Source organism: Micromonospora sp. NPDC001898 (assembly GCF_042891255.1).
GTDB lineage: Bacteria > Actinomycetota > Actinomycetes > Mycobacteriales > Micromonosporaceae > Micromonospora.
This window is the reverse complement of record NZ_JBIATC010000001.1, coordinates 771,245-790,748: the sequence shown is the minus strand read 5'-3', so window position 1 is coordinate 790,748 and position 19,504 is coordinate 771,245. Positions and strand designations below refer to the sequence as shown.

At 75.2% G+C, this 19,504-nt stretch carries 16 protein-coding genes; 4 read left to right on the top strand and 12 right to left on the bottom strand.

The window, feature by feature from the left end; translation table 11 throughout:
* Nucleotides 1-6 precede the first annotated feature (6 nt).
* The 5 genes from ACFYZF_RS03815 to ACFYZF_RS03795 all read right to left on the bottom strand — a co-directional run bounded on the left by ACFYZF_RS03815 (nucleotide 7) and on the right by ACFYZF_RS03795 (nucleotide 7,259).
* Nucleotides 7-1,056 carry a fatty acid desaturase family protein gene (locus ACFYZF_RS03815; protein ID WP_387015600.1) on the bottom strand — a complete coding sequence of 350 codons (1,050 nt, stop codon included), beginning with the start codon at nucleotides 1,054-1,056 and terminating at the stop codon, nucleotides 7-9.
* Between the two features lie 226 nt (nucleotides 1,057-1,282).
* Nucleotides 1,283-5,026, bottom strand: coding sequence for an SCO7613 C-terminal domain-containing membrane protein (locus tag ACFYZF_RS03810; protein ID WP_387015598.1), 3,744 nt, complete (start codon nucleotides 5,024-5,026; stop codon nucleotides 1,283-1,285).
* 47 nt (nucleotides 5,027-5,073) lie between these two features.
* Nucleotides 5,074-5,394, bottom strand: a complete 321-nt coding sequence (gene cutA / locus ACFYZF_RS03805) for a divalent-cation tolerance protein CutA (protein WP_350886905.1) — start codon at nucleotides 5,392-5,394, stop codon at nucleotides 5,074-5,076.
* A 9-nt stretch (nucleotides 5,395-5,403) separates the two neighbouring features.
* Nucleotides 5,404-6,426 (bottom strand): 1-acyl-sn-glycerol-3-phosphate acyltransferase, encoded by a 1,023-nt coding sequence (locus ACFYZF_RS03800; RefSeq protein ID WP_387015594.1) that lies wholly within the window; start codon nucleotides 6,424-6,426, stop codon nucleotides 5,404-5,406.
* The gene (locus ACFYZF_RS03795; RefSeq protein WP_387015591.1) at nucleotides 6,426-7,259 is read right to left on the bottom strand and encodes a patatin-like phospholipase family protein; all 834 of its coding nucleotides are present in this window, start codon (nucleotides 7,257-7,259) and stop codon (nucleotides 6,426-6,428) included. The genes ACFYZF_RS03800 and ACFYZF_RS03795 overlap by 1 nt, the downstream gene beginning before the upstream one ends.
* 154 nt (nucleotides 7,260-7,413) lie before the next feature.
* On the opposite strand from ACFYZF_RS03795, the gene ACFYZF_RS03790 reads away from it, so the two are divergent.
* Nucleotides 7,414-8,934: a serine/threonine-protein kinase gene (locus ACFYZF_RS03790; RefSeq protein ID WP_387015589.1), complete on the top strand. Its 1,521-nt coding sequence runs from the start codon at nucleotides 7,414-7,416 to the stop codon at nucleotides 8,932-8,934.
* Nucleotides 8,935-8,993: 59 nt separating this feature from the next.
* Here ACFYZF_RS03790 and ACFYZF_RS03785 read toward each other — a convergent pair whose 3' ends face one another.
* From ACFYZF_RS03785 to ACFYZF_RS03755, 7 genes are all read right to left on the bottom strand, one after another.
* Nucleotides 8,994-10,052: a glycosyltransferase gene (locus ACFYZF_RS03785; protein WP_387016057.1), complete on the bottom strand. Its 1,059-nt coding sequence runs from the start codon at nucleotides 10,050-10,052 to the stop codon at nucleotides 8,994-8,996.
* Between the two features lie 231 nt (nucleotides 10,053-10,283).
* On the bottom strand, nucleotides 10,284-10,955 hold the full coding sequence (locus ACFYZF_RS03780; protein WP_387015587.1) for a BON domain-containing protein: 672 nt from the start codon (nucleotides 10,953-10,955) through the stop codon (nucleotides 10,284-10,286).
* 207 nt (nucleotides 10,956-11,162) lie between these two features.
* Nucleotides 11,163-12,743 carry a trypsin-like peptidase domain-containing protein gene (locus ACFYZF_RS03775; RefSeq protein ID WP_387015584.1) on the bottom strand — a complete coding sequence of 527 codons (1,581 nt, stop codon included), beginning with the start codon at nucleotides 12,741-12,743 and terminating at the stop codon, nucleotides 11,163-11,165.
* Nucleotides 12,744-12,805: 62 nt separating this feature from the next.
* Entirely contained in the window at nucleotides 12,806-14,362 is a 1,557-nt protein-coding gene (locus tag ACFYZF_RS03770; RefSeq protein WP_387015581.1) for a sensor histidine kinase, read from the bottom strand.
* On the bottom strand, nucleotides 14,359-15,060 hold the full coding sequence (locus tag ACFYZF_RS03765; RefSeq protein ID WP_117665530.1) for a response regulator transcription factor: 702 nt from the start codon (nucleotides 15,058-15,060) through the stop codon (nucleotides 14,359-14,361). The genes ACFYZF_RS03770 and ACFYZF_RS03765 overlap by 4 nt, the downstream gene beginning before the upstream one ends.
* A 77-nt stretch (nucleotides 15,061-15,137) precedes the next feature.
* A complete protein-coding gene (locus tag ACFYZF_RS03760; RefSeq protein ID WP_387015578.1) occupies nucleotides 15,138-15,746 on the bottom strand; it encodes a PadR family transcriptional regulator in 609 nt (202 codons plus the stop codon).
* Complete coding sequence (locus ACFYZF_RS03755; protein ID WP_387015576.1) at nucleotides 15,743-16,573, bottom strand: DUF4097 domain-containing protein; 831 nt, start codon at nucleotides 16,571-16,573, stop codon at nucleotides 15,743-15,745. Before ACFYZF_RS03755 ends, ACFYZF_RS03760 begins: the two co-directional genes overlap by 4 nt.
* A gap of 188 nt (nucleotides 16,574-16,761) precedes the next feature.
* Between ACFYZF_RS03755 and ACFYZF_RS03750 the strand changes: the two genes are divergently transcribed.
* The 3 genes from ACFYZF_RS03750 (at nucleotide 16,762) to ACFYZF_RS03740 (ending at nucleotide 19,364) form a co-directional block, all read left to right on the top strand.
* Nucleotides 16,762-17,418 (top strand): hypothetical protein, encoded by a 657-nt coding sequence (locus tag ACFYZF_RS03750; RefSeq protein WP_387016055.1) that lies wholly within the window; start codon nucleotides 16,762-16,764, stop codon nucleotides 17,416-17,418.
* A gap of 186 nt (nucleotides 17,419-17,604) precedes the next feature.
* Nucleotides 17,605-18,543, top strand: coding sequence for an ABC transporter ATP-binding protein (locus tag ACFYZF_RS03745; protein ID WP_387015573.1), 939 nt, complete (start codon nucleotides 17,605-17,607; stop codon nucleotides 18,541-18,543).
* Nucleotides 18,540-19,364, top strand: a complete 825-nt coding sequence (locus ACFYZF_RS03740) for an ABC transporter permease (protein WP_387015570.1) — start codon at nucleotides 18,540-18,542, stop codon at nucleotides 19,362-19,364. Before ACFYZF_RS03745 ends, ACFYZF_RS03740 begins: the two co-directional genes overlap by 4 nt.
* The last annotated feature ends 140 nt before the right edge of the window (nucleotides 19,365-19,504 follow it).

The window sequence follows — 19,504 nt, the reverse complement described above, 5'->3', positions numbered from 1 at the left end:
CCGGGGTCAGCCGCGCAGCGGGCGCCCCACCTCGTGCAGGTGGGCGAGCGCCTGCCGGTACGACTCGACCAGCCCCGTCTCCGCGTACGGCAGGTCGAGCTCGGCGCAGTACGCCCGCACCAGGGGCTGGGCCCGGCGCAGGTTCCCCCGGGGCATGTTCGGGAACAGGTGGTGCTCGATCTGGTAGTTCAGCCCGCCGAGCGCCACGTCGATGAACCGGCCGCCCCGCACGTTACGAGCGGTGAGCACCTGCTTACGCAGGAAGTCGAGGTCGTCGTCGGCGGTCGGCATCGGCATGCCCTTGTGGTTCGGGGCGAACGCGCACCCCATGTAGAGCCCCCACAGGCCCTGGTGGATGGCGATGAACGCCAGCGCCTTCCCCGGCGACAACACCGCGAACAGCAGGCCGAGGTAGCCGACGGCGTGCGCCGCGAGCAACACCCCCTCGACGGCCCGGTGCCGCATCGGCGTCGCGTACCGGCCGTCCGGCCCCCGGGCGACCAGCGCCCGCACGCTCGCCACGTGCAGGGCGAGCCCTTCCAGTAGCAGCATCGGGAAGAACAGCCAGGCCTGCCGGCGGGCCAGCCGGCGGCCGAACCCCCGGGTCACGGCGGCCTGCTCGTACGTCCAGACCAGCGCCCCGGCGCCCACGTCCGGGTCCTCGTCCTCATGGTTCGGGTTGGCGTGGTGGCGGTTGTGCTTGTCGACCCACCAGCCGTAGCTGAGCCCGACCGCCAGGTTGCCGGCGAGCAGCCCGGTCACCTCGCTGGGGCCCCGGCGGCGGAACATCTGCCGGTGCCCGGCGTCGTGCCCGAGGAACGCCACCTGGGTGGTGGCCACGGCCAGGCCGACCGCCACCGCGAGCTGCCACCACGAGTCGCCGACCAGCGGCACCGCCACCCAGCCGGCGACGAAGGCCGCCACGGTCAGCACGATCCGGGCCCCGTACCCGCCGGGCCGGCGGTCCAGCAGGCCAGCCCGGCCGATCCGCCGGGACAACTCCGCATAGTCGCTGCCCCGCCTGGCCGGCCGGTCCATTGTCGCTGCACGCACCATCTGGGCTCCCGCGTCTCCGCACCCAGGCACGCCGGACGGCGTGCCCTACCGTCAAGTCTGCGGGCAACCGATTGCGCAGCGTAACCCGGGCCACCCCCGTCTCCGGGGTAGGGCGTGCCCTACCCCGGCCCGCCCGGGCTCCCTACGCCCCGCCCCGCCCTGCCCCGCTCCCTCCGGCTTCGTCCTGTTCAACGCGCGTGCCCGCACGCGCGGAACGCCGACGGGTTCACCCCATCCGGCCGACCACCGCCCGGAGCCTGGCCAGATCGCGCCGGCGTCGCTCGTAGGTGGCGGCCAGGCCGATCAGGGCCAGCCCGCCGACGGCCAGGAATATCCAGCGGGGCAGCAGGTCCCAGCTACGCACCAGCTCGTGCAGCGCGAGCAGGGCCAGGGTGATCCCCCCGAGCAGCACCGGCGCCTGCCAGCGGCGGGCCGACCCGGCCAGCACCACGGCCAGGGCGCCGGCCCCGAGCAGCAGCCGCCGCCAGGGCTGCGGCTCCGGCGCGAACAGCACCGACACCAGGCCGGGCAGCAGCGCGGCGGCCAGCCCCGGCCCGAGCGCGAGCCAGCTGTTCAAACCCGGGCGGGTGCGCAGCGCCACCACCCCGGCGGCCAGCGCCACCCCGGCCGTCGGCAGGGTGTACGCCTCCAGCAGCACCACCCCGCCCGCGCCCAGCAGCAGCCAGGTGCCGAGCAGCTCGCTGCCCCCGGCAACGCCCGCGAACGCCCACCGCCGCCCGGTCGGCTCGCCGCGGCGCAGCAGCCGCAGCCCCACGGCGACCCCCCAGAGCACGCAGACCGCGGCGGCGTGCCGGGGTGACCCGCCGGCCAGTAGCACCGCGAGCAGGGCGACGGCCTGGGCGGCGACGTCCAGCGCCGGGCCCCGGGCCGGGTCACGCCCGGCCGGCAGCGCGGCGACGGCCAGGACCAGCACCGCGACCGTCAGCACCGCGAACGAGGCCGAGCGCAGCGGCAGGCTGGCCGCCAGCGCGGCGGTGACCGCGAACCCGGTCGCCGCGCCGACCGCCATCAGGGCCCCGCCCAGCCGGACCGGGCCCACCCGGCCCCCGACGGCGACCACCGTGGCGACCACGACCAGCGCGCCGAGGCCGGCGAGGGTGCCGGCGCGGGTGGCGAGCAGCCCGGCCAGCCCGAACACGGTGGCCACCAGTCCCACCGGCACGGTGACGGGGACGAGCAACGGCCGGGGCCCGGCGAGCGCGGCAGCCAGCAGGGCGGCCAGCCCGGTGAGCAGGAGGACGGCCGGCACCACCGGCCACGGCGTGCCGGCGGCGGCCAGCAGCACCGGCAGCGCCGCCGCGGCGAACGGCACCGCCGGCAGCAACGCACCGGCCCCGCCCACCATCGCCCAGGGCTCCCGACCGGCCCCCGCACCTGCACGGGAAGAGAGGGCCTGGAACGCCGAATGGCCACGCTTTCCGTGCAGGTGCAGGTGCGGGGGCCGGCCCGCTAGCGCCGCCGTCAGGGTGAGCATGAGCAGGGCCACGCCGGCCGGGGTGGCCCCCGGGATCGTTCCGCCGATCGGCGCGCCGGACCAGGGCAGGGCCGGCCCGCCGTGCGGGGCCACCAGCGCCGCCACGATCGCCGGGGCGGCGGCGAGGAGCGCGACCACGAGCAGCCCCAAGCCGGCGACCCGGGGCGCGCCCGGCCCGGCGAGCACCGTCAGCAGCACCGCCAGCGCGGCGTAGAGCGCCACCGGCTCGTCGGCCCGTACGACCAGCGGCGCCAGCCCGGCCAGCGCGGACCCGACGGCGAAGGCGGTCAAGGCGTAGCCGGTCAGCTCGGGCCACCAGCGGCGAACGGCGAGCAGGCCGACCAGCGCCAGCCCGGCGGCGGCCAGGGCGGCCCGCGCCTGCCACCAGGGTGCCGCCCCGGCCGCGAAGCACGCGACGGCCACCGTGCCCTGAAAGGCCGGCAGCGCGGCGGCCAGGGCGGCCCCGGCAACGCCCCGGGCGACGCCGGTTGCCCGGCGGCCCCGGGCGGCGACCGCCGTCCCGAGCAGCACGACCGCGCCGAGCAGCACCGCCTCCCCGGCCGGCGTGGCCAGCCCGACCAGGAGGGCGTGCCCGACCAGGGCCCCGCCGGCGATCGCCGCCACCAGCGCCTCCCACCAGGGCCGGGCCCTGGTGACCGCGTACAGCAGCAGGGCCGCTCCGACGACCAGGTCGGCGGCGGGCACCGCCGGCCACGGCACCGGCCCGACGCCCGTGAGCGCGAGGGTGCCGAACGCGACCGCGACCACCCCGGTGACCGGCCTCGTCACCCGGGGCAGCAGTGCGGCCAGCGCCACCGCCGCCAGCACCACCGCGACCGGAACCTGCCACCCCCACGACAGGTCCGGACCGGCGCCGACGCCCCGCCACGGCGGCAGCGCCCTGCCCACCGCGACCGCGCCGAGCACGACCGCGAGCAGCGCGGCGACGTGGGCGGCCCCGGTGGCCACCACCAGGGCCCCGACCCGGGGGCCGGGCCCGACCAGGCGGGGCAGCGGCCGGACCGCCCCGACCAGCGCGAGGGCGATCAGCGCCGTCGCCACGGTCAGCAGGTTCGGCCGCAGCTCCGCCACCGGCCGGAGCAGCGCCAGGGCGAGCACCGGGACCACCGCCCCGGCCGTGATCGCCCGGAACAACCGCCCGCCGGCGACCAGCGCCGCGCCGAGCAACGTCAGGGTCACCAGCAGCAGCGGCCCCCCGGCCAGCAGCGGCGTGCCGGCGACCCGGCCCAGGGCGAGCGGTACCAGCGCGCACCCCGCCGCGACGGCCAGCGCGACCCCGTGACCCAGCCAGGCCAGCACCCGCCCGGCAACGACGGCCGCCCCCCCGGCGGCCGTCGCCACCACCGCCGGCCCCCCGACCGCCGGCCCCCCGACCGCCGGCCCCGCACCCCCCGCCAACACCGGACCGGTCGTCGCACCCGGCACCCCCACCGGAACCGGGCCGCCCCCCGCACCCGGCGCCCCCGTCGGCCCGGGACCGGCCGCCGCACGCGGGCCGCGCAGGGCGGCGACCACGGCCAGGTTCAGCGCCGCGACGCCGACGAACACCAGCGTCCACCCGGCCGCCGAGGGGCGGGCCGGGGCGGCGAGCAGGGGCAGCACCGGCTGCACGGTGAGCAGTGCCGCGAACCACGGCACCGCGAGGCGGGTCAGCCGGCCGTAGCCGGCCGCCAGCGCCGCGCCGACCCCCCCGACCAGCGCGGCGTAGCGGGCCGCCGACCAGCCGGTCACCCCGAACAGGTCCACCGACCAGGCGGCGTACCCGTCGAGCACCACCAACAGCAGGCCCACCGCGGCGAAGGTCTCCGCGGTGCCCCGCAGCCCACGCCGCGCCAGCAGCGGCGGGACGGCCAGGGCGAGCACGGTGAAGGCGAGCAGGATCAGCGCCCGACCGACGACGCCCACGGCGGCCCACGCGACCGCGGTGAAGACCACCGCCGCGGTGCCGAGCAGCAGGCCGCCGAGGACGAAGAGCAGCCCCTGCACCGTCCGGGTGGAGGCCTCCGCCCCACCGACCGGCGCGGCCGGCACCGGCCGCTGCGGCGGCACCGGTCCGGGCGACCCGGCCGGCACCGGTCCGGCACCCCACACCGCCGGGACCGCCAGGGGCCCGGCGGGACCGACCGCAGGCGCGGGAACAGGACCGGCAGGACCGACCGCAGGCGCGGGAACGGCGGGCGGCGGCACGGCCGGGCGTGGGGCGCCGACCGGGGTCGCCGCCCGCACCCGAGCGGCCAGATCCGCCCGGCGGGCCTGCGCCGACCGCACCGCCCCGGCCAGTTCGAGGTACGTCCGGCGGGCCTGCTCCGCCCGCCCGGCGAGCAGGACGATCTCCCGGTCGAGCCGGATCACCTCAGCGGCGGCCGGGTCGGGCGCCCGGCCGCAACGCCGGCAGCCGACGCGCAGGTCGGCGGGGGTCCCGCACCCCGGGCAGGGGTAGCCAGTGGTGTCCACGCGGCCATCATGCCGCCCGTGATCCGCCCCGCCCAGAGTGCGGATACTCAGGGACGGGTCTGCTCGTGCACCCAGGCCGCGTAGTCGGGGTTGCCGCTCTCCGTCCGAGTGACCAGGATCTCCGGCACCTCGTACGGGTGGGTGGCCCGGATCTGGTCGACCAGCGCGTTCACCCGGTCCGGCGCGGTCTTGAACAGCACCGACCACTCCGAACTGGTTTCCACCGCGGACCGCCACCAGTAGGTGCTGTCCACCTGGCCGCCCACCTGCGCACAGGCGGCGAGCCTGCCGGCCACCGCAGCTGCCGCCAGAACGTCCGCGACGGAGCGGCTGTCCACCACCGTCGTCACCACGCTGATCTGCTCCACGACCGCACCCTACGCGGCGTCGACCCCGTCGTGGTGCGCCGCGATCCATTCGTCGATCCGCGCCCACCAGTCGAAGAGCCAGTCGATGCGCTCCTGCTTGCCGACGGGGACCTCCTCCGGAGGCACGGACCAGAACCGCATCACGATCCGCTTGTCCATCGGCAGCTCCCGCCAGACATCGGCGACGGTGAGCATCCGATCCAGCCCGGTGTGCGCGACGAAGATCACCCCGGCGTCCGGGGCGGCGTCCAGGGCGGCGAGCAGCCCGCCGGGTTGCGGCGCGAGCACGTGCTGCATCCGTTCGGCGCGCAGCGCCATCCGCTCCAGCCCGAGGGACCGCAGCCGGGCGATGGCCCGCAGCCGGCGGCGCGGGGTGAAGTTGCCGCCCTCCGGGAAGATCACGAACGCGTCGTTGTCGTCCAGTCCGGTGGCGAGATGGCCGATCTGCTCGGCCACCGACCCGTCCCGGTTCCGGGCCGGGGCCAGGAACCGGCTCGGCAGCCGGTTGAGCAGCACGTCGATGGCCGGATCCCACTGGAGGCTGTCCTTGAGCACGATCCGGGGCTCCCGGTGGAACCAGTTGACCAGCGCGTGGATCAGGATGAACGAGTCGCCGGGCCCCGCGTGCCGGCAGAGCACCAGCTCGGGTCGGCCGGGCAGCGCCGTGTCCGGGTCGGTGCCGACCACGTCGATGCTCAGCCGCAGCGTCCACCGGGCCTGCCAGAAGAGCACCCGGAGGAACCACCCGGCGAGCACGTAGTGCGCCCGCTGGAACGGCGGCGTGCGCTTCCACACCCCGAAGCCCGAGGCCAGCCAGAGCACAAACAGGGCGAGCAGCGCCGCCGCGTCCCAGACCAGGTAGACGCAACCGATCCAGAGCAGCCGCAGCGGCCGGAGCCGACCCGGCACCAGCGGGGACAGCGCCAGCGCGGCGAACGCCCAGACCGGCAGGGTGGTCACGACCAGCACCGCGAGCAGCACCACACCGGGTGCCAGCAGCAGTCGGCGTACCCACCGGGGCGGCAGCGGCATCAGCGTTCCAGGTGGGTGGCCAGGTAGCGGCGGGAAGCGGTGTACGCGCGGCTGATCCGCCGTCCCACCGCCGCCATGTCCCGGTACGCCCACGGGCTGTCCTCGCGGGGGCCCGGCCCTCCGGTCGGCAGCACGTGCACCTGCACCCCCTCGGGCAGCGCCGCCATCTCCCGGGCGAACCGGTGCCGGCGGGCGATCTCGAACGCCACCTGGGCGATCTCCCAGGGCCGCCTGGGCGGGGTCAGCTCCCGCTCGATCCGGCCCACCTGGAGGACGAAGATCTGCCGCGCCCCGACGGCCACCGCCTCGCCGATCGGGATGGAGTTGACGATCCCGCCGTCGATGTAGTGCTGCCCGCCGATCTCGGTGGGCGGCAGCAGCCCCGGCACCGAGGCGGAGGCGAGCACGGCGGGCACCAGCGGCCCGCTGTCGAACCAGTGCTCGGCGGCCCGCTCGATGTTGGCCGCGCAGCACCGGAACGGCACCCGCAGGTCGGCGAACGTGGTCTCCTCACCGAGTTCCGCCTCCAGCAGCCGGCGCAGCGGCCGGGGCGAGTGCAGGTGGGTGCGGGCGGCGAAGCGGCGAAGCTGCCGGGCCACCGAGTCGCCGTACACCTCGCTGGCCTCGGGGGAGGCCCAGAGCCGGACCAGCCGGTCGGTGACCGCCTCGGTCGGGTCGGCGGCGACCAGCGCGCCGTTCACCGCGCCGATCGAGGTGCCGAGCACCAGGTCGGGCCGGACCTCGGCGCGGAACAGGGCACGCAGCATGCCCACCTCGACCGCACCGAGGACTCCCCCGCCGCCGAGCACGAACGCCACCGGACCGCTGACCATGCCGTCCATCCTGGCACGGCCCGTCCGGTCGGCCACCCACCGCCCGAGCCGCCACCGGCCACGGGCCGGACGGGTGGAACCGGACGGCCGTTGACACGCTGGACACATTCGCGCAACCTGATACCGCCCCGACACCAGGCAGGTGCGCTCCGTGATGGCAACACTGCACGCCGGAAGGCTGCTGGCCCGTAGGTACCGGCTCATCGACCAGATCGGCGCCGGTGGCATGTCGGTCATCTGGCGTGCCCGGGACGAGGTGCTGGACCGCACGGTGGCGCTGAAGGTGCTCGCCCCCTCGCTGGCGGCGGACGCCCGGTTCCGGGACATGGTCCGCGAGGAGGCGCGCAGCGCCGCCCAGCTCGTCCACCCGCACGTGACGGCGGTGCACGACTACGGCGAGACGCTCGCCCCGGACGGCAGCATCACCTCGTTCGTGGTGATGGAGCTGCTCGTCGGGGAGGAGCTGGAGTACCGGCTGACCGAGGGCCCGCTGCCCTGGCCGGACGCGGTCGAGATCGGTGCCCAGGTGGCGGAGGCGCTGGCCGCGGCGCACCGACTCGGCATCGTGCACCGGGACATCACCCCGGCCAACGTGATGATGACCCCGGTCGGCGCGAAGGTGCTGGACTTCGGCATCGCCACCCACATCGGCGCGCCGGACGAGGACGAGGACGGCGGCACCTTCGGCACCCCCGCGTACGTCGCCCCTGAGCGGCTGGACGGGGCGCCGGCGCAGCCCGCCACCGACAGCTACTCCCTCGGGGTGCTGCTGTACGAGATGCTGACCGGGCGGGTGCCGTACCCGGCGGACACCTGGGAGCAGCTCGGCGCGGCGCTGGAGACCGGCGACGCCCCGCCCCCGCTGGAGGTGCCGGCGCTGCCGACCGAGGTGGCCCGTATCTGCCTGCGGTGCCTGTCCCGGGAGCCGCGCGACCGGCCCTCCGCGCACCAGGTCGCCCTCGCGCTACGCGATCAGCTCCTGCCGGCCGACCCGCAGGCCGCCACCATGCTCGCCCCGACCATGACCCTGCCGTCGATCGTCGGGCCGTCCGAGCCGGCCCCGGTCGCCGGGCCGCCGGCCTCCGCCGCGCCGGCCGCGTCCACTCCGGACATGACACCGCCGGGCGAGGGCGGGCGGCGGCGCGCCCGGTCCGATCGTCGCCGCTGGCCGGTGCCAGTGCCGGTGATCGCGGTGGGGGTCGTGGTGGTAACCGGGCTGGCACTGCTCCTGCCGACGGTGACCCGGGATGCGGACCCGCCGCCGCCCGGGGCCGCCCCGACGGGCGCCCCGACGGTGGCGGCATCGACACCCGCGCCGAGTCCGTCCCGGAGCGCCCCGACCACCCCGGCCCGGCCGCCCGGCCGGACGCGGCCCACCCCGTCGGCGACCACGCCGCCGACACCGTCCGGCGGAAGCCTGGCCGAGGCGGCCAGCCGGATCGACCAGCTCATCGAGGCGGGGGTGGCCGACGGTGGCATCCGCACCGACGTCGGCACGGACCTGCGCAACCTGCTCGGCCACGCCACCGCCGCAGACGGCCGGGACGACCTGGCCGGCGCGGTGCGGCGGGCCCGTGACAAGGTCGCCGACCGGCGGCGCGAGGGCAGCATCACCCCGGCGTACGCCCGCCAGCTCGACACGGCCTTCCAGCAGCTCGGCGTGACCCGGGTCTGACCCGTCGGCGTCGGACCGAGGCAACCCGACGAGGCGGCGTGGCCTCGGGGCGACGCCGGTCAGCGGGCGGTGACGGGGACCGGCCGGCGGGTCGCGGCGTGCCCGGAGGTGCCGAGGAAGTCCCGGTACACCGCCTCGTAGCCCAGGGCCATCCGGGCGGTCGAGAAGTTCTCCGCCACGTGTGCCACGCACGCCACCGGGTCCAGCCGTCCGGCCTGCCGCAGCGCGCCCGGCAGGTCCTCGGGGCGGTCGCAGACCAGACCGGTCACGCCGGGGCGGACCAGCTCCGGCACCGCCCCCCGGCGTAGCGCCACCACCGGCGTGCCGGTCGCCATCGCCTCCAGGATCACCATGCCGAAAGGCTCCTCCCACTGGATCGGCATGATCAGGCAGAGGGCGTCCACGAGCATCCGCAGGGTGGCGTTCCGGTCCGCGTTGAGCACCACGGTCACGTCCTCGTCGAGCATCGGCTCGACCACCTGCTCGAAGTACCGGCGCTCGGCGGGCTCGTTGCACTTGCCGGCGAGCACCAGTGGCAGGCCCGCCGCCCGGCAGGCCCGGATCGCCACGTCGGGGCCCTTGTCCGGGCTGAACCGGGCCAGCCAGAGCACCGGGCCACGGCCCCGGACGGCCTTGTGCGGCACGTCCCCGGTGTCGAGCGCGTTGTGCACGGTGCCGACCCACGGCAGCCCCGGGTTCAGCCGGCGCTGGGTGTTCGAGATGGCCACCAGCCCGACCCCGTGGTCGGTGTTGCCGAGCACCGTGCCGTACTCGCCGACCGGGTTGCCGTGCACGGTGGCCACGGTGGGCACCGCCCGGCGGCCGGCGACCAGCGGCCCGATGGTGGTGTGGTCGTGCACGAGGTCGAAGTCGTCCGATCCGACGAGGCGGTTGACGTGGGCCAGGTGGGCCAGCTCCGGCAGCGACTCGCCGAGCCGCTCGTACTGGAGGTCGTCGCAGGTGGAGACGTATCCGGCCCGGGTGCCGTGATCCGGGCCGGCCCCGAAGACCGTCAGCGCGTGCCCCAGCTCGGCCAGCGCGTCCACCAGCCCGGCGACCACCTGTTCCAGGCCGCCGTAGCCGGGAGGTGGCACGGGCAGCCACGGTGGGACCACCATCGCGATCCTCAGCGGGTGCTCCCCCGACCGGTCGGATGGCAGGTCGTTCACGGCCACGAGTCCTCCCCGTTGGTCCCAGTGCGCGTGATCGGCGGCGCTTTCCCGCCCGGAACGGTGGTCAAACCGGGCGCACGGCACCAGCGCCACGGCCAGGGCCGCCGCACCGCCGTTGAAGGTGGCCCGTGCCGGTCGCCCGGCCCGGTCGGTCCCACCAGCCGGTCGCCCGCGCCCCTAGCCGACCACCACGAGCCGGTCGTCGACGGCCCGCACCCCCGGGGCCGACCAGGCGATCCGTTCCGCCTCGTCCCGTTGCCACCAGGAGCGGACCACGCCGGTGAGGACCACGGTGTCGCCGCGCACCCGGGCCTGTACCCGCTCGGTGCCGAGGATCCGGGACACGGCCCGCTGCACGTCGTGCCGGGCGCGTTCGCCGGCCGGCCGCCGCGCGGGGCGGACCTCGACGAGGTTGGTCACCCCGCGCACGCCCCGCAGCCGGCGCAGCTCCCGTTCGGCGGTACGCCGCTGCCAGCCGAACTCCGCCTCGCCCCGCAGGGTCAGCCACCCGTTGGCGGCGGTGACGTCCAGCCGTTCGGCCGGCACGAAGCTGTCCCATTCCAGGGCCCGCCCGGCCGCGAGGGCCAGCTCGGTGTCGGTCTGCCCGGGGACGTCCGACGGGCGTACCTCGATGTCGTCGGCGACCGCGCGGACGCCGCGGATCCGCTGGGCGCACCGTACGGCTGCCCAGCGGTGGGCGTAGCTGTCCACCGAGCCGGTGAGGGTGACCACGCCGTGCAGCACGGCCACCCCGACCACGGTCGGCGGGACCTGGGGGTCCCAGTCCAGCTCCGCGAGGACGTCGTGGTGGATCTCCGGATCGGTCCGGGCGCTCGTCGCCATGTTCATGGTTCCCCCTCCCGCGCTACCCCACGCGTGGTCACCGTGCCCGGCGAGGGGGTGAGACCGGCTCACCCGGATCGGGTGGGGAGGCCCGGCGGCCCAGGCACCGCCATTCGAGCGGCGTGCGCCGGAACAGGGAGGGGGCGGTGGGTGACAGAGCCAACCCCCTTGGCTCCGCCACCCACCGCCCCGGAGGAGGTAGGTCTGCTGGTGTTACGACGTCTCGGAGAGCGTGACGGTTGCCGTCGCCGCCGATCCGTTTCGCTGGTATTGAACCTCGACCCGATCGCCGACCTTGCCGGCCTGGACGGCGCCCACCAGATCGTTGGAGTCGTTGACCACCGTGTCGCCGAACTTGGTGATCACGTCGCCCCGCTGGAGGCCGGCCTTCTCGGCGGCGCTGCCCGGGATGATGGACGCGACCACCGCGCCGCCGTCCTCGGCCGGGCTCACGCTCACCCCGAGCGAGGGGTGGCTGACCTTCTCGCCGCGCTGGAGCTTCCCGGCGACGTCCTTGGCCTTGTTGCTCGGGATGGCGAAGCCGACGCCGATGTTGCCGGTGCTCTGCCCGGAGGTGGCGATGGCGGTGTTGATGCCGATCACCTCGCCCCGGGTGTTGACCAGCGCACCGCCGGAGTTGCCCGGGTTGATCGGGGCGTCGGTCTGGAGCAGCCCGGCGATCGAGCTGATGCCCTGGCTCGGGTCCTGCTGCTGGCCCTCGCCGGCCTGGATGGTGCGGTCCCGGGCGCTGATGATGCCCGAGGTGACCGAGCCCTGCAGGCCCAGCGGGCTGCCCAGGGCCAGCACCTGGTCACCGACCTGCATGCCGTCACTGTCGCCGAACTTGGCGGCCTTGAGGCCGCTGACCCCGTTGGCCTGCACCACGGCCAGGTCCGTCTTCGGGTCGGTGCCGACGATCTTCGCCTCGGCGTTCTTGCCGTCGGCGAAGACCACCCGCACGGTTTCGCCGCTGGCGGAGGCCACCACGTGGTTGTTCGTGAGCACGTAGCCGTCGGCGCTGAGGATGACGCCGGAGCCCTCGCCGCTGCCGGTGGTGATCGAGACCACGCTGTCCTGCACGGCGGCGGCGATCTTCGGCAGGTCGGCGCTGTTGATCACGGGCGCGGCGGAGTAGGTACGGGTGATCCCGCCCGAGTAGCCGTCCACGGCGAGCGCGAGTGCGCCACCGGCGACACCGGAGCCGAGCATCAACGCGAACACCGCGACGCCCGCGCCGGCCAGCTTGGCGATCCGGCTCGGCTTGGGGGCCGGGCCCTGCGCCCACTGCGGGACCTGCTGGCCGGGGTGCTGCGGCGGCACTGGACCGCCCGGGTACGTGGGAGTCCCGGCGTGCGGGGCGTACTCGGGGGTCGCCGGCCCGTGCTGGCCCCCCGCGGCCCAGCCGGACTGCTGCCCGGGCTGCCAGGGGCTCGTCGGGTACTGCCCGGCCGGCTGCTGCTGCCCGGCGACCGGGTACGGCGCGGCGGACGGGGTGGCGGCCGGCGGAGCGTAATTGCCGTACGGGTGCGGGCCTGGGCCGGAGACCGGGGCGGCGGAGCCGGGCGCGGCACCCGGAGCGTGGGAGGCGGCGGGCGCGTCAGCCGCAGCGGCGGGCGCGTCAGCCGGGGCGGCGGAGGGGGTCGTGGGGGCGGTCGGCGCGGCCGGAGCGTAGGGCTGGACGGCCGGGGAGTCGGACTGCCCGGGCTCGCGGCGGGACAGCTCGGCGGTGGGGTACGACGGCTCGGCGTCGGAGGGCGCCGGCCGCCGCTGCGGGTCGGTCTCGTACTCGGTCATGTGTCCACCATCCCCCCTGCCACTGCGATCAGCCTGGAACCAGCCTGGAAGTTGCCTGAAAGTCACTCGCCCGGATCGTCGATGTCCGGCAGCATCGGCAGCCGGACCCGGAAGGTCGCGCCCCCGCCGGGAGTCTCGGCGACCTCGACGGCGCCGTGGTGGGCGGCCACTAACGCCGCCACGATGGCCAGGCCCAGCCCGGTCCCGGTGGCCCCGCCGGCCCGGCGGGTGCGGGCGGCGTCGGCCCGGTAGAAGCGTTCGAAGACCCGCTCGGCCTGTTCCGGGGAGAGCCCGCGGCCGGTGTCCGCCACCTCGACCACCGCCAGGTTCCCCGGCTCGGTACGCAGCCGCAGGGTCACCGAGGCGTCCGGCGGGGTGTGGGTGAGCGCGTTGGTCATCAGGTTGCCGATCACCTGGCGCAGCCGGGCGTCGTCGCCGAGCACCACCAGCGGCCCGGAGCCGGGCTCGATCTCCAGCTCGATCCGCCGGTCCGGGGCCACCACCCGGGCGGCCTGCACCGCGTCGCCGGCCAGCAGCGGCAGCTCCACCGGGGCGAGCGAGAGCGGGCGCTCCCGGTCCAGCCGGGCCAGCAGCAGCAGGTCCTCCACCAGCAGCCCCATCCGGGATGCCTCGTCCTCGATCCGGCGCAGCAGGCCGGCGGTCTCCTCGGGGGCGCGGGCGGCCCCCTGCCGGTACAGCTCGGCGAAGCCCCGGATGGTGGTCAGCGGCGTACGCAGCTCGTGCGAGGCGTCGGCGACGAACTGCCGCATCCGCTCCTCGGAGCGTCGGGCCCTGGTCTCGGACGCCTGGGCGGCGGCTGCCGCGTCGCGGGCGCCGGCCTCGGCCGACCGGGCGGCGATCTCCGAGGCGGCGCGGGCGGTGAACGCGGCCTCGATCTGGGCGAGCATGGTGTTCAGCGCCCGGGACAGCCGCCCCAGCTCCGAGGTGGGGCAGGGCTGCCCCTCCTCCGGGTCGGGAACCCGCCGGGTGAGGTCGCCGCCGGCGATGGCCCCGGCGGTGCGTTCGATGTCCACCAGCGGTTTGAGGCTGGTCCGCACGATCGCCGCCCCGATGGAGGCGAGCAGGATCAGCACCGCCCCGCCGACCAGTAGGTCTATCCAGATCAGCCGCTTCACCGCCTGGTCCACGTCGGTGAGGTTCTGCGCGATGGCGACCATCTGCCCGTTCGGAAGCTCCGCGTAGATGATCCGCCAGCGCACCCCGCTGTTGCGGGCCGGGACCGTTCTCGGCTCGCTGGCCTGGGCCGCGAAGCCGGCCGCGTCGCTCGGCCAGGACGGCAGGTCGTCGGCGTGGAACCGGCCCCTGTCGTACTCGACGATGTCCGCCACCCCGGTCCGCCCGTCGGTGGCCACCAGCAGGTAGTCGGTGGGGATGATCGATTTGGTCTGCTGTGCGGTGACCAGCGTCGTCCTGATGTTGTTCACCGCGCCTTTCAGCTCGCCGTCGACCTGATCGACCAGGTAGTTGCGCAGGAAGTACGTGGTCAGCGAACTGATCACCACGAGAGCGACGGCGACCAGCGTCAGCACGGCCGCGACCAGCTTCACCCGCAGCGGTACGCTCCGCAGCCGCCCCTTCGCCTGGGCGACGGCGTTCACGCCGCCGGCTTGCGCAGGACGTACCCCACTCCACGCAGGGTGTGGATCAGCCGGGGCTGGGTGTTGTCGACCTTGCGTCGCAGGTAGGAGATGTACGACTCGACGATGTTGTCGTCGCCCCGGAAGTCGTAGTTCCACACGTGGTCGAGGATCTGCGCCTTGGACAGCACCCGGTTGGCGTTGAGCATCAGGTACCGCAGCAGCTTGAACTCGGTCGGCGAGAGCTGCACCCGCTGCCCGGACCGGTGCACCTCGTGGGTCTCCTCGTCCAGCTCCAGGTCGGCGAAGGTGAGCCGGGACGGGGCCTGCTCGCCGCTGGCCGTCCGGCGGAGCACGGCCCGGATCCGGGCGGTCAGTTCCTCCAGGCTGAACGGCTTGGTGACGTAGTCGTCGCCGCCCAGCGTCAGGCCACGGATCTTGTCGTCGGTGGCGTCGCGGGCGGTCAGGAAGACCACCGGGGTACGCGTGCCGCCCTCGCGGAGCATCCGGATGACCTCGAACCCGTCGAGGTCGGGCAGCATCACGTCGAGGACCACCAGGTCGGGGCGGTGGTCCTTGGCGGCGCTGAGCGCGGCGCTCCCGCTGGTCGCGGTGGCCACGTCGAAGCCGGCGAAGCGGAGGCTCGCGGAGAGCAGTTCGAGGATGTTGGGGTCGTCCTCGACGACGAGCAGTCGCGCCTCGGTCTGGGTAGCGGCCATGCCGTCCATCATCCGTGACATGGCTGCGCCCACGCTGGGCGGTTGCTGGAAAAACCCTGAGAGCGCCGCCCGGGCCGTCAGCGCAGCAGGTGGCGCAGCCCGTCCAGGGCACCGTCGAGCGCCCGGATCGCCGTGCGGAGCTGGGCGTCACTGAGCCGGCCGGCGCGGACCAGGCCACCGACCTCGACGGTGAACGCGGCCAGCCGCTGGTCGAACTCGGCCAGCAGGGGCGACTCCCCCGCCGGGCCGGTCGGCCGCGCCGGGCCCGGGGGCGGCTCCCACCTGGTACGCCGGGTCTGCCGGGTGGCCTCGCGCAGCTCCCGCTTGAGGTCGTGGATCGAGCCGCGCACCTCGGAGCGGATCTCGCCGGCCAGGGCGGAGAGGTCCGCTACCGAGGCGCTGATGTCGGACTCCAGGGTGGCCAACTCGCCGGCCCGCTGGCGCAGCTCGGCCCGGCCCGCCTCGGTGATCTCGTAGACCTTGCGGCCACCGGCGGCGGTGTGGGTCACCAGCCCCTCGACCTCCAGCCGCTGGAGCCGGGGATAGACGGTGCCGGCGCTGGGCGCGTACAGGCCGAGGAAACGGTCCTCCAGCAGGCGGATCAGCTCGTACCCGTGCTTGGGGCCGTCGTCGAGGAGCTTGAGCAGGTAGAGCCGGAGCCGCCCGTGGCTGAACACGGCGGTCACGGCAGCTCCTCATTCTCGTCGTCGACCGGGCGGGCGAGCAGCGCGATGCTGCCGGAGGTCGCGGACGCCCAGAGCTTACCCGCGCCCGTGCCGATGACCCCCTCGCTCTCCCGCATGCCGCCCAGCCCGGCCCGGTCGCGCACCTCGGGGAAGCCGCTGGTGATCCGGCCGGCGGTGGTGTGCAGGCGCACGGAGAGGTCGCTGTCCCGGCGGACCCGGACGGTGATGGCGCCGGAGATGGTGCTGAGCTGGATCTCCCCGCCGCGCGGATTGTCCAGGTCGCAGGTGATCTCGCCGGAGACGGTGTGCGCGCGGACGGTGGCGGTGGCGCTGTCGGCGAGGACCACCTCGCCGGAGACGGTCTCCAGGCTCAGGTCACCGGCGGCCCCCAACGCCTCCACCGACCCGGAAACGATCTTCGCGGTGGTCCGGCCACGGACGCCCATCAGGGTGATCTGCCCCGTCGTGACCTTGGCCTGGGTCTGCCGGCGCAGGCCCGAGGCGACCAGCGGACCGACGACCAGGGTCAGGTCGGCCGGCACCTCGGCGGGGACGGCGATCGAGACGTCGGCCCGGAAACGCCGGCCGAGCCGACCGAGCCACCACAGCATCCCGGGCATCCTCGGGCGCCGTTCGTGCCGGACGGTCAGCACACCGTCCCGGTGCTCGACGATCACCGGCCGACGGCTGATCCGGGTGACGTCCACCCGGGCCGGCCCGTCCGTGCCGACCACGTTGAGCCGCCCGGCGACCAGGTCGACCTTCAGCGAGGTGACCGGCTCGTCCAGGGTGAGCCGCCGTGGGCTGTCGACGGTCCAGCTGGCCATGGTTTCCTCCCCGCCCGGACGTGCCCGAGCGGCGCGTCCACGAGGAGAGCATAACGCGATACATCGCGACTGAACAAGACTGTCGCGTGTCGGGAAGGCGTCCGGCGGACGCCACCGGGCGATCGGCCCGGACCGGGATGAGAGGGTGGTCCACGTCACCGGAGACGACAGGAGGACCGTCCATGACAGTGATCATCCCGGCGCGGTTCAACGGTCCGCCCGGCTCGGGCAACGGCGGCTGGACCGCCGCCGCCCTCGCCGCCGCCACCGGGCACGACGGGCCGGTCGAGGTGACGCTGCGGCAGCCGCCGCCGCTGGAGACCCCGCTGACCGTGGCCGGCGGGGAGGTCCGCGACCCCGGTGGCCGGCTGGTCGCCGAGGTGCGGCCGGCCGGGGACGCCCCGGAAGCGGTGCCGCCGGTGGACCTCGGCACGGCGCGGGCCGCCGCGGCGGCGTACCCCGGGCTGGCCGAGCATCCTTTTCCCGGCTGCTACGTCTGCGGGCCGGACCGGGTCGACGGCCTGCGGATCTTCCCCGGCCGGCTGCCGGACGGGCGGACGGCCGCGCCGTTCACCGCCCCGGCCGAGGTCACTGTCGAGACGGTCTGGGCGGCGCTGGACTGCTCCGGGGGTTGGGCCGTGATCGGCCCCGGCCGCCCGTACGTGCTCGGCCGGATCGCCGCCGTGCTGGACGCGCTGCCGGCCCCGGGCGACGAGTGCGTGGTCACCGGCGTGGCGGACGACGCCCGGGGGCGCAAGGCGCTGGTCCGCACCGCCCTGTACGGCCCCGACGGCCGCCTGCTGGGCCGCGCCCGGGCCACCTGGATCGCGCTGCCCGGGGCGTGACCGGCGGCGGGGCGAGGCGGGCGGCCTCGTCCCTGGGGAGGATGCCCTCCTGCCTGAGACGGAGTCGGGTGTAGGTGTCGCGCCTGATTGACCTGGTTGCGCCGTCTTGCCACGCTGTGCGACGGCGCATCCGCAACAGCGCCGCACACGTCGGCGCGTCCACGCGCCACGCACGGGAGGAGAACGATGTCTGACGGGCAGCGAAGCCCCACCATCGGCAGCGGTCAGATCGTGGTGTCCGGCCTGACGAAGCAGTACAAGAACGTCCGGGCGGTCGACAATCTGTCGTTCACGGTCGCATCGGGGCGGGTGACCGGCTTCCTCGGCCCGAACGGCGCCGGCAAGACCACGACGCTGCGCATGCTGCTGAACCTGGTCACCCCGAGCAGCGGCGGCGCGACCATCGGCGGCCAGCGGTACGTCGACCTGGCCGACCCGCTGCGCCACGTCGGCGCGGTGCTGGAGGCGTCCAGCGCGCACAAGGGCCGTACCGGGATCAACCACCTGCGGGTGATCTGCGCGGCGGCCGGGCTGCCGAAGCAGCGTGCCGACGAGGTCCTCGCCCTGGTCGGGCTGACCCCGGCGGCGAAGCGCAAGTTCAAGGGCTACTCACTGGGCATGAAGCAGCGCCTCGGCATCGCCGCCGCGATGCTCGGCGACCCCCAGGTGCTGATCCTCGACGAGCCGGCGAACGGGCTCGACCCCGAGGGCATCCGGTGGATGCGTGGCTTCCTCAAGGGCCTGGCCCACGAGGGCCGCACGGTGCTGGTCTCCAGCCACCTGCTGTCGGAGATGCAGCTGCTCGCCGACGACGTGGTGATCATCGCGGCCGGCAAGTTGATCCGGCAGGGACCGGTCGAGCAGGTGCTCGGCTCGATGGCGCAGGGCGGCCGGGTGCGGGTGCGCACCCCGCAGGCCGAGGAGCTGGTCGCGGCGCTGCTCCATCAGTCCGCCACGGTGGAGACCGACGAGCACGGCGTGCTCCTGATCGGTGGGTTGGACGCCCCGGCCATCGGCAAGGCCGCCCTGGCCGCGAAGGTGGAGCTGCACGAACTGACCCCGGAACGACCCGACCTGGAACGGGTCTTCCTGGAGCTGACGGCCGGAAAGGCGGGCATCCGATGAACCTCGTCCGATCCGAGCTGCTCAAGATCCGGACCACCAGCACCTGGTGGATCTTCGGGCTCATCTCGCTACCGCTGTGGGCCCTCGCCCTGCTGTTCAACTGGCTGCAGACCGACGCGCTGGCCAGCGGGGGCTTCGAAGACGTGCCGGCCGAGCAGGCCGACCAGATCCAGGCCGTGCAGTCGGTGGACAGCCTGGCCGCCAACATCTACACCAACGGCCAGTTCTTCGGGCTGCTCATCATGATGCTGCTGGGCATCATCGTGGTGACCAGCGAGTTCTTCCACCAGACGGTGACCACCACGTTCCTCACGGTGCCGCACCGCACGGCGGTGATGGTGGCGAAGCTGGTCGCCGGGGCCACGATCGCGATGCTGTTCTGGCTGGTCACCACCGCGCTCAACCTGGTGTTCGGCGCGCTGGTCCTGAACAGCGTGGACGTCGGCGCCCAGTTCGGCAGCGGCGCGGTCTGGCGGGCGATCGGCCTGAACGCGTTGGCGTACCTGCTCTGGTCGGTGCTGGGCGTCGGGATCGGGGTGCTGATCCGCAGCCAGATCGGCGCGACGGTCACCGGCATCCTGCTCTACCTGGGCGGCTCGATCGGGGCCGTCGCCGTGCTGAGCCTCCTGGCCTCCAGGTACGGCGAGTGGATCAACAAGCTCCAGGTGGTGGTGCCCTCGCTGGCGTCGTCGCTGATGGTCAGCGGAGTCGACATCCCGGGCAACCCGCCCCGCTGGGTGGGGGCGGCTGTGCTGATCGGGTACGCCGTGCTGGCCGGCCTGATCGGCGCCCTCACCATCCGGCGGCGGGACATCTCCTGACGCCTGCGGCAGACCGCGACGACCCGGCCCCGGGGGGGGGGGGGGGGGGGGCCCCGCCGCGCCCCGGGGGGGCGGGGCGGGGGGGGGCCCGGCCCGCCCGGGGGGGGGGGCGGGGGGGGGCAGAGTAGGTGGGGTACGGC

What these genes read in the sequence shown, in the direction of transcription:
- ACFYZF_RS03765 (WP_117665530.1), bottom strand. Translation starts at nt 15,060, where the DNA reads ATGGCCGCTACCCAGACCGAGGCGCGACTGCTCGTCGTCGAGGACGAC.
- ACFYZF_RS03790 (WP_387015589.1), top strand. Translation starts at nt 7,414, where the DNA reads ATGGCAACACTGCACGCCGGAAGGCTGCTGGCCCGTAGGTACCGGCTC.
- ACFYZF_RS03755 (WP_387015576.1), bottom strand. Translation starts at nt 16,573, where the DNA reads ATGGCCAGCTGGACCGTCGACAGCCCACGGCGGCTCACCCTGGACGAG.
- ACFYZF_RS03740 (WP_387015570.1), top strand. Translation starts at nt 18,540, where the DNA reads ATGAACCTCGTCCGATCCGAGCTGCTCAAGATCCGGACCACCAGCACC.
- ACFYZF_RS03745 (WP_387015573.1), top strand. Translation starts at nt 17,605, where the DNA reads ATGTCTGACGGGCAGCGAAGCCCCACCATCGGCAGCGGTCAGATCGTG.
- ACFYZF_RS03780 (WP_387015587.1), bottom strand. Translation starts at nt 10,955, where the DNA reads ATGAACATGGCGACGAGCGCCCGGACCGATCCGGAGATCCACCACGAC.
- ACFYZF_RS03800 (WP_387015594.1), bottom strand. Translation starts at nt 6,426, where the DNA reads ATGCCGCTGCCGCCCCGGTGGGTACGCCGACTGCTGCTGGCACCCGGT.
- ACFYZF_RS03815 (WP_387015600.1), bottom strand. Translation starts at nt 1,056, where the DNA reads ATGGTGCGTGCAGCGACAATGGACCGGCCGGCCAGGCGGGGCAGCGAC.
- ACFYZF_RS03775 (WP_387015584.1), bottom strand. Translation starts at nt 12,743, where the DNA reads ATGACCGAGTACGAGACCGACCCGCAGCGGCGGCCGGCGCCCTCCGAC.
- ACFYZF_RS03795 (WP_387015591.1), bottom strand. Translation starts at nt 7,259, where the DNA reads ATGGTCAGCGGTCCGGTGGCGTTCGTGCTCGGCGGCGGGGGAGTCCTC.
- ACFYZF_RS03785 (WP_387016057.1), bottom strand. Translation starts at nt 10,052, where the DNA reads ATGGTGGTCCCACCGTGGCTGCCCGTGCCACCTCCCGGCTACGGCGGC.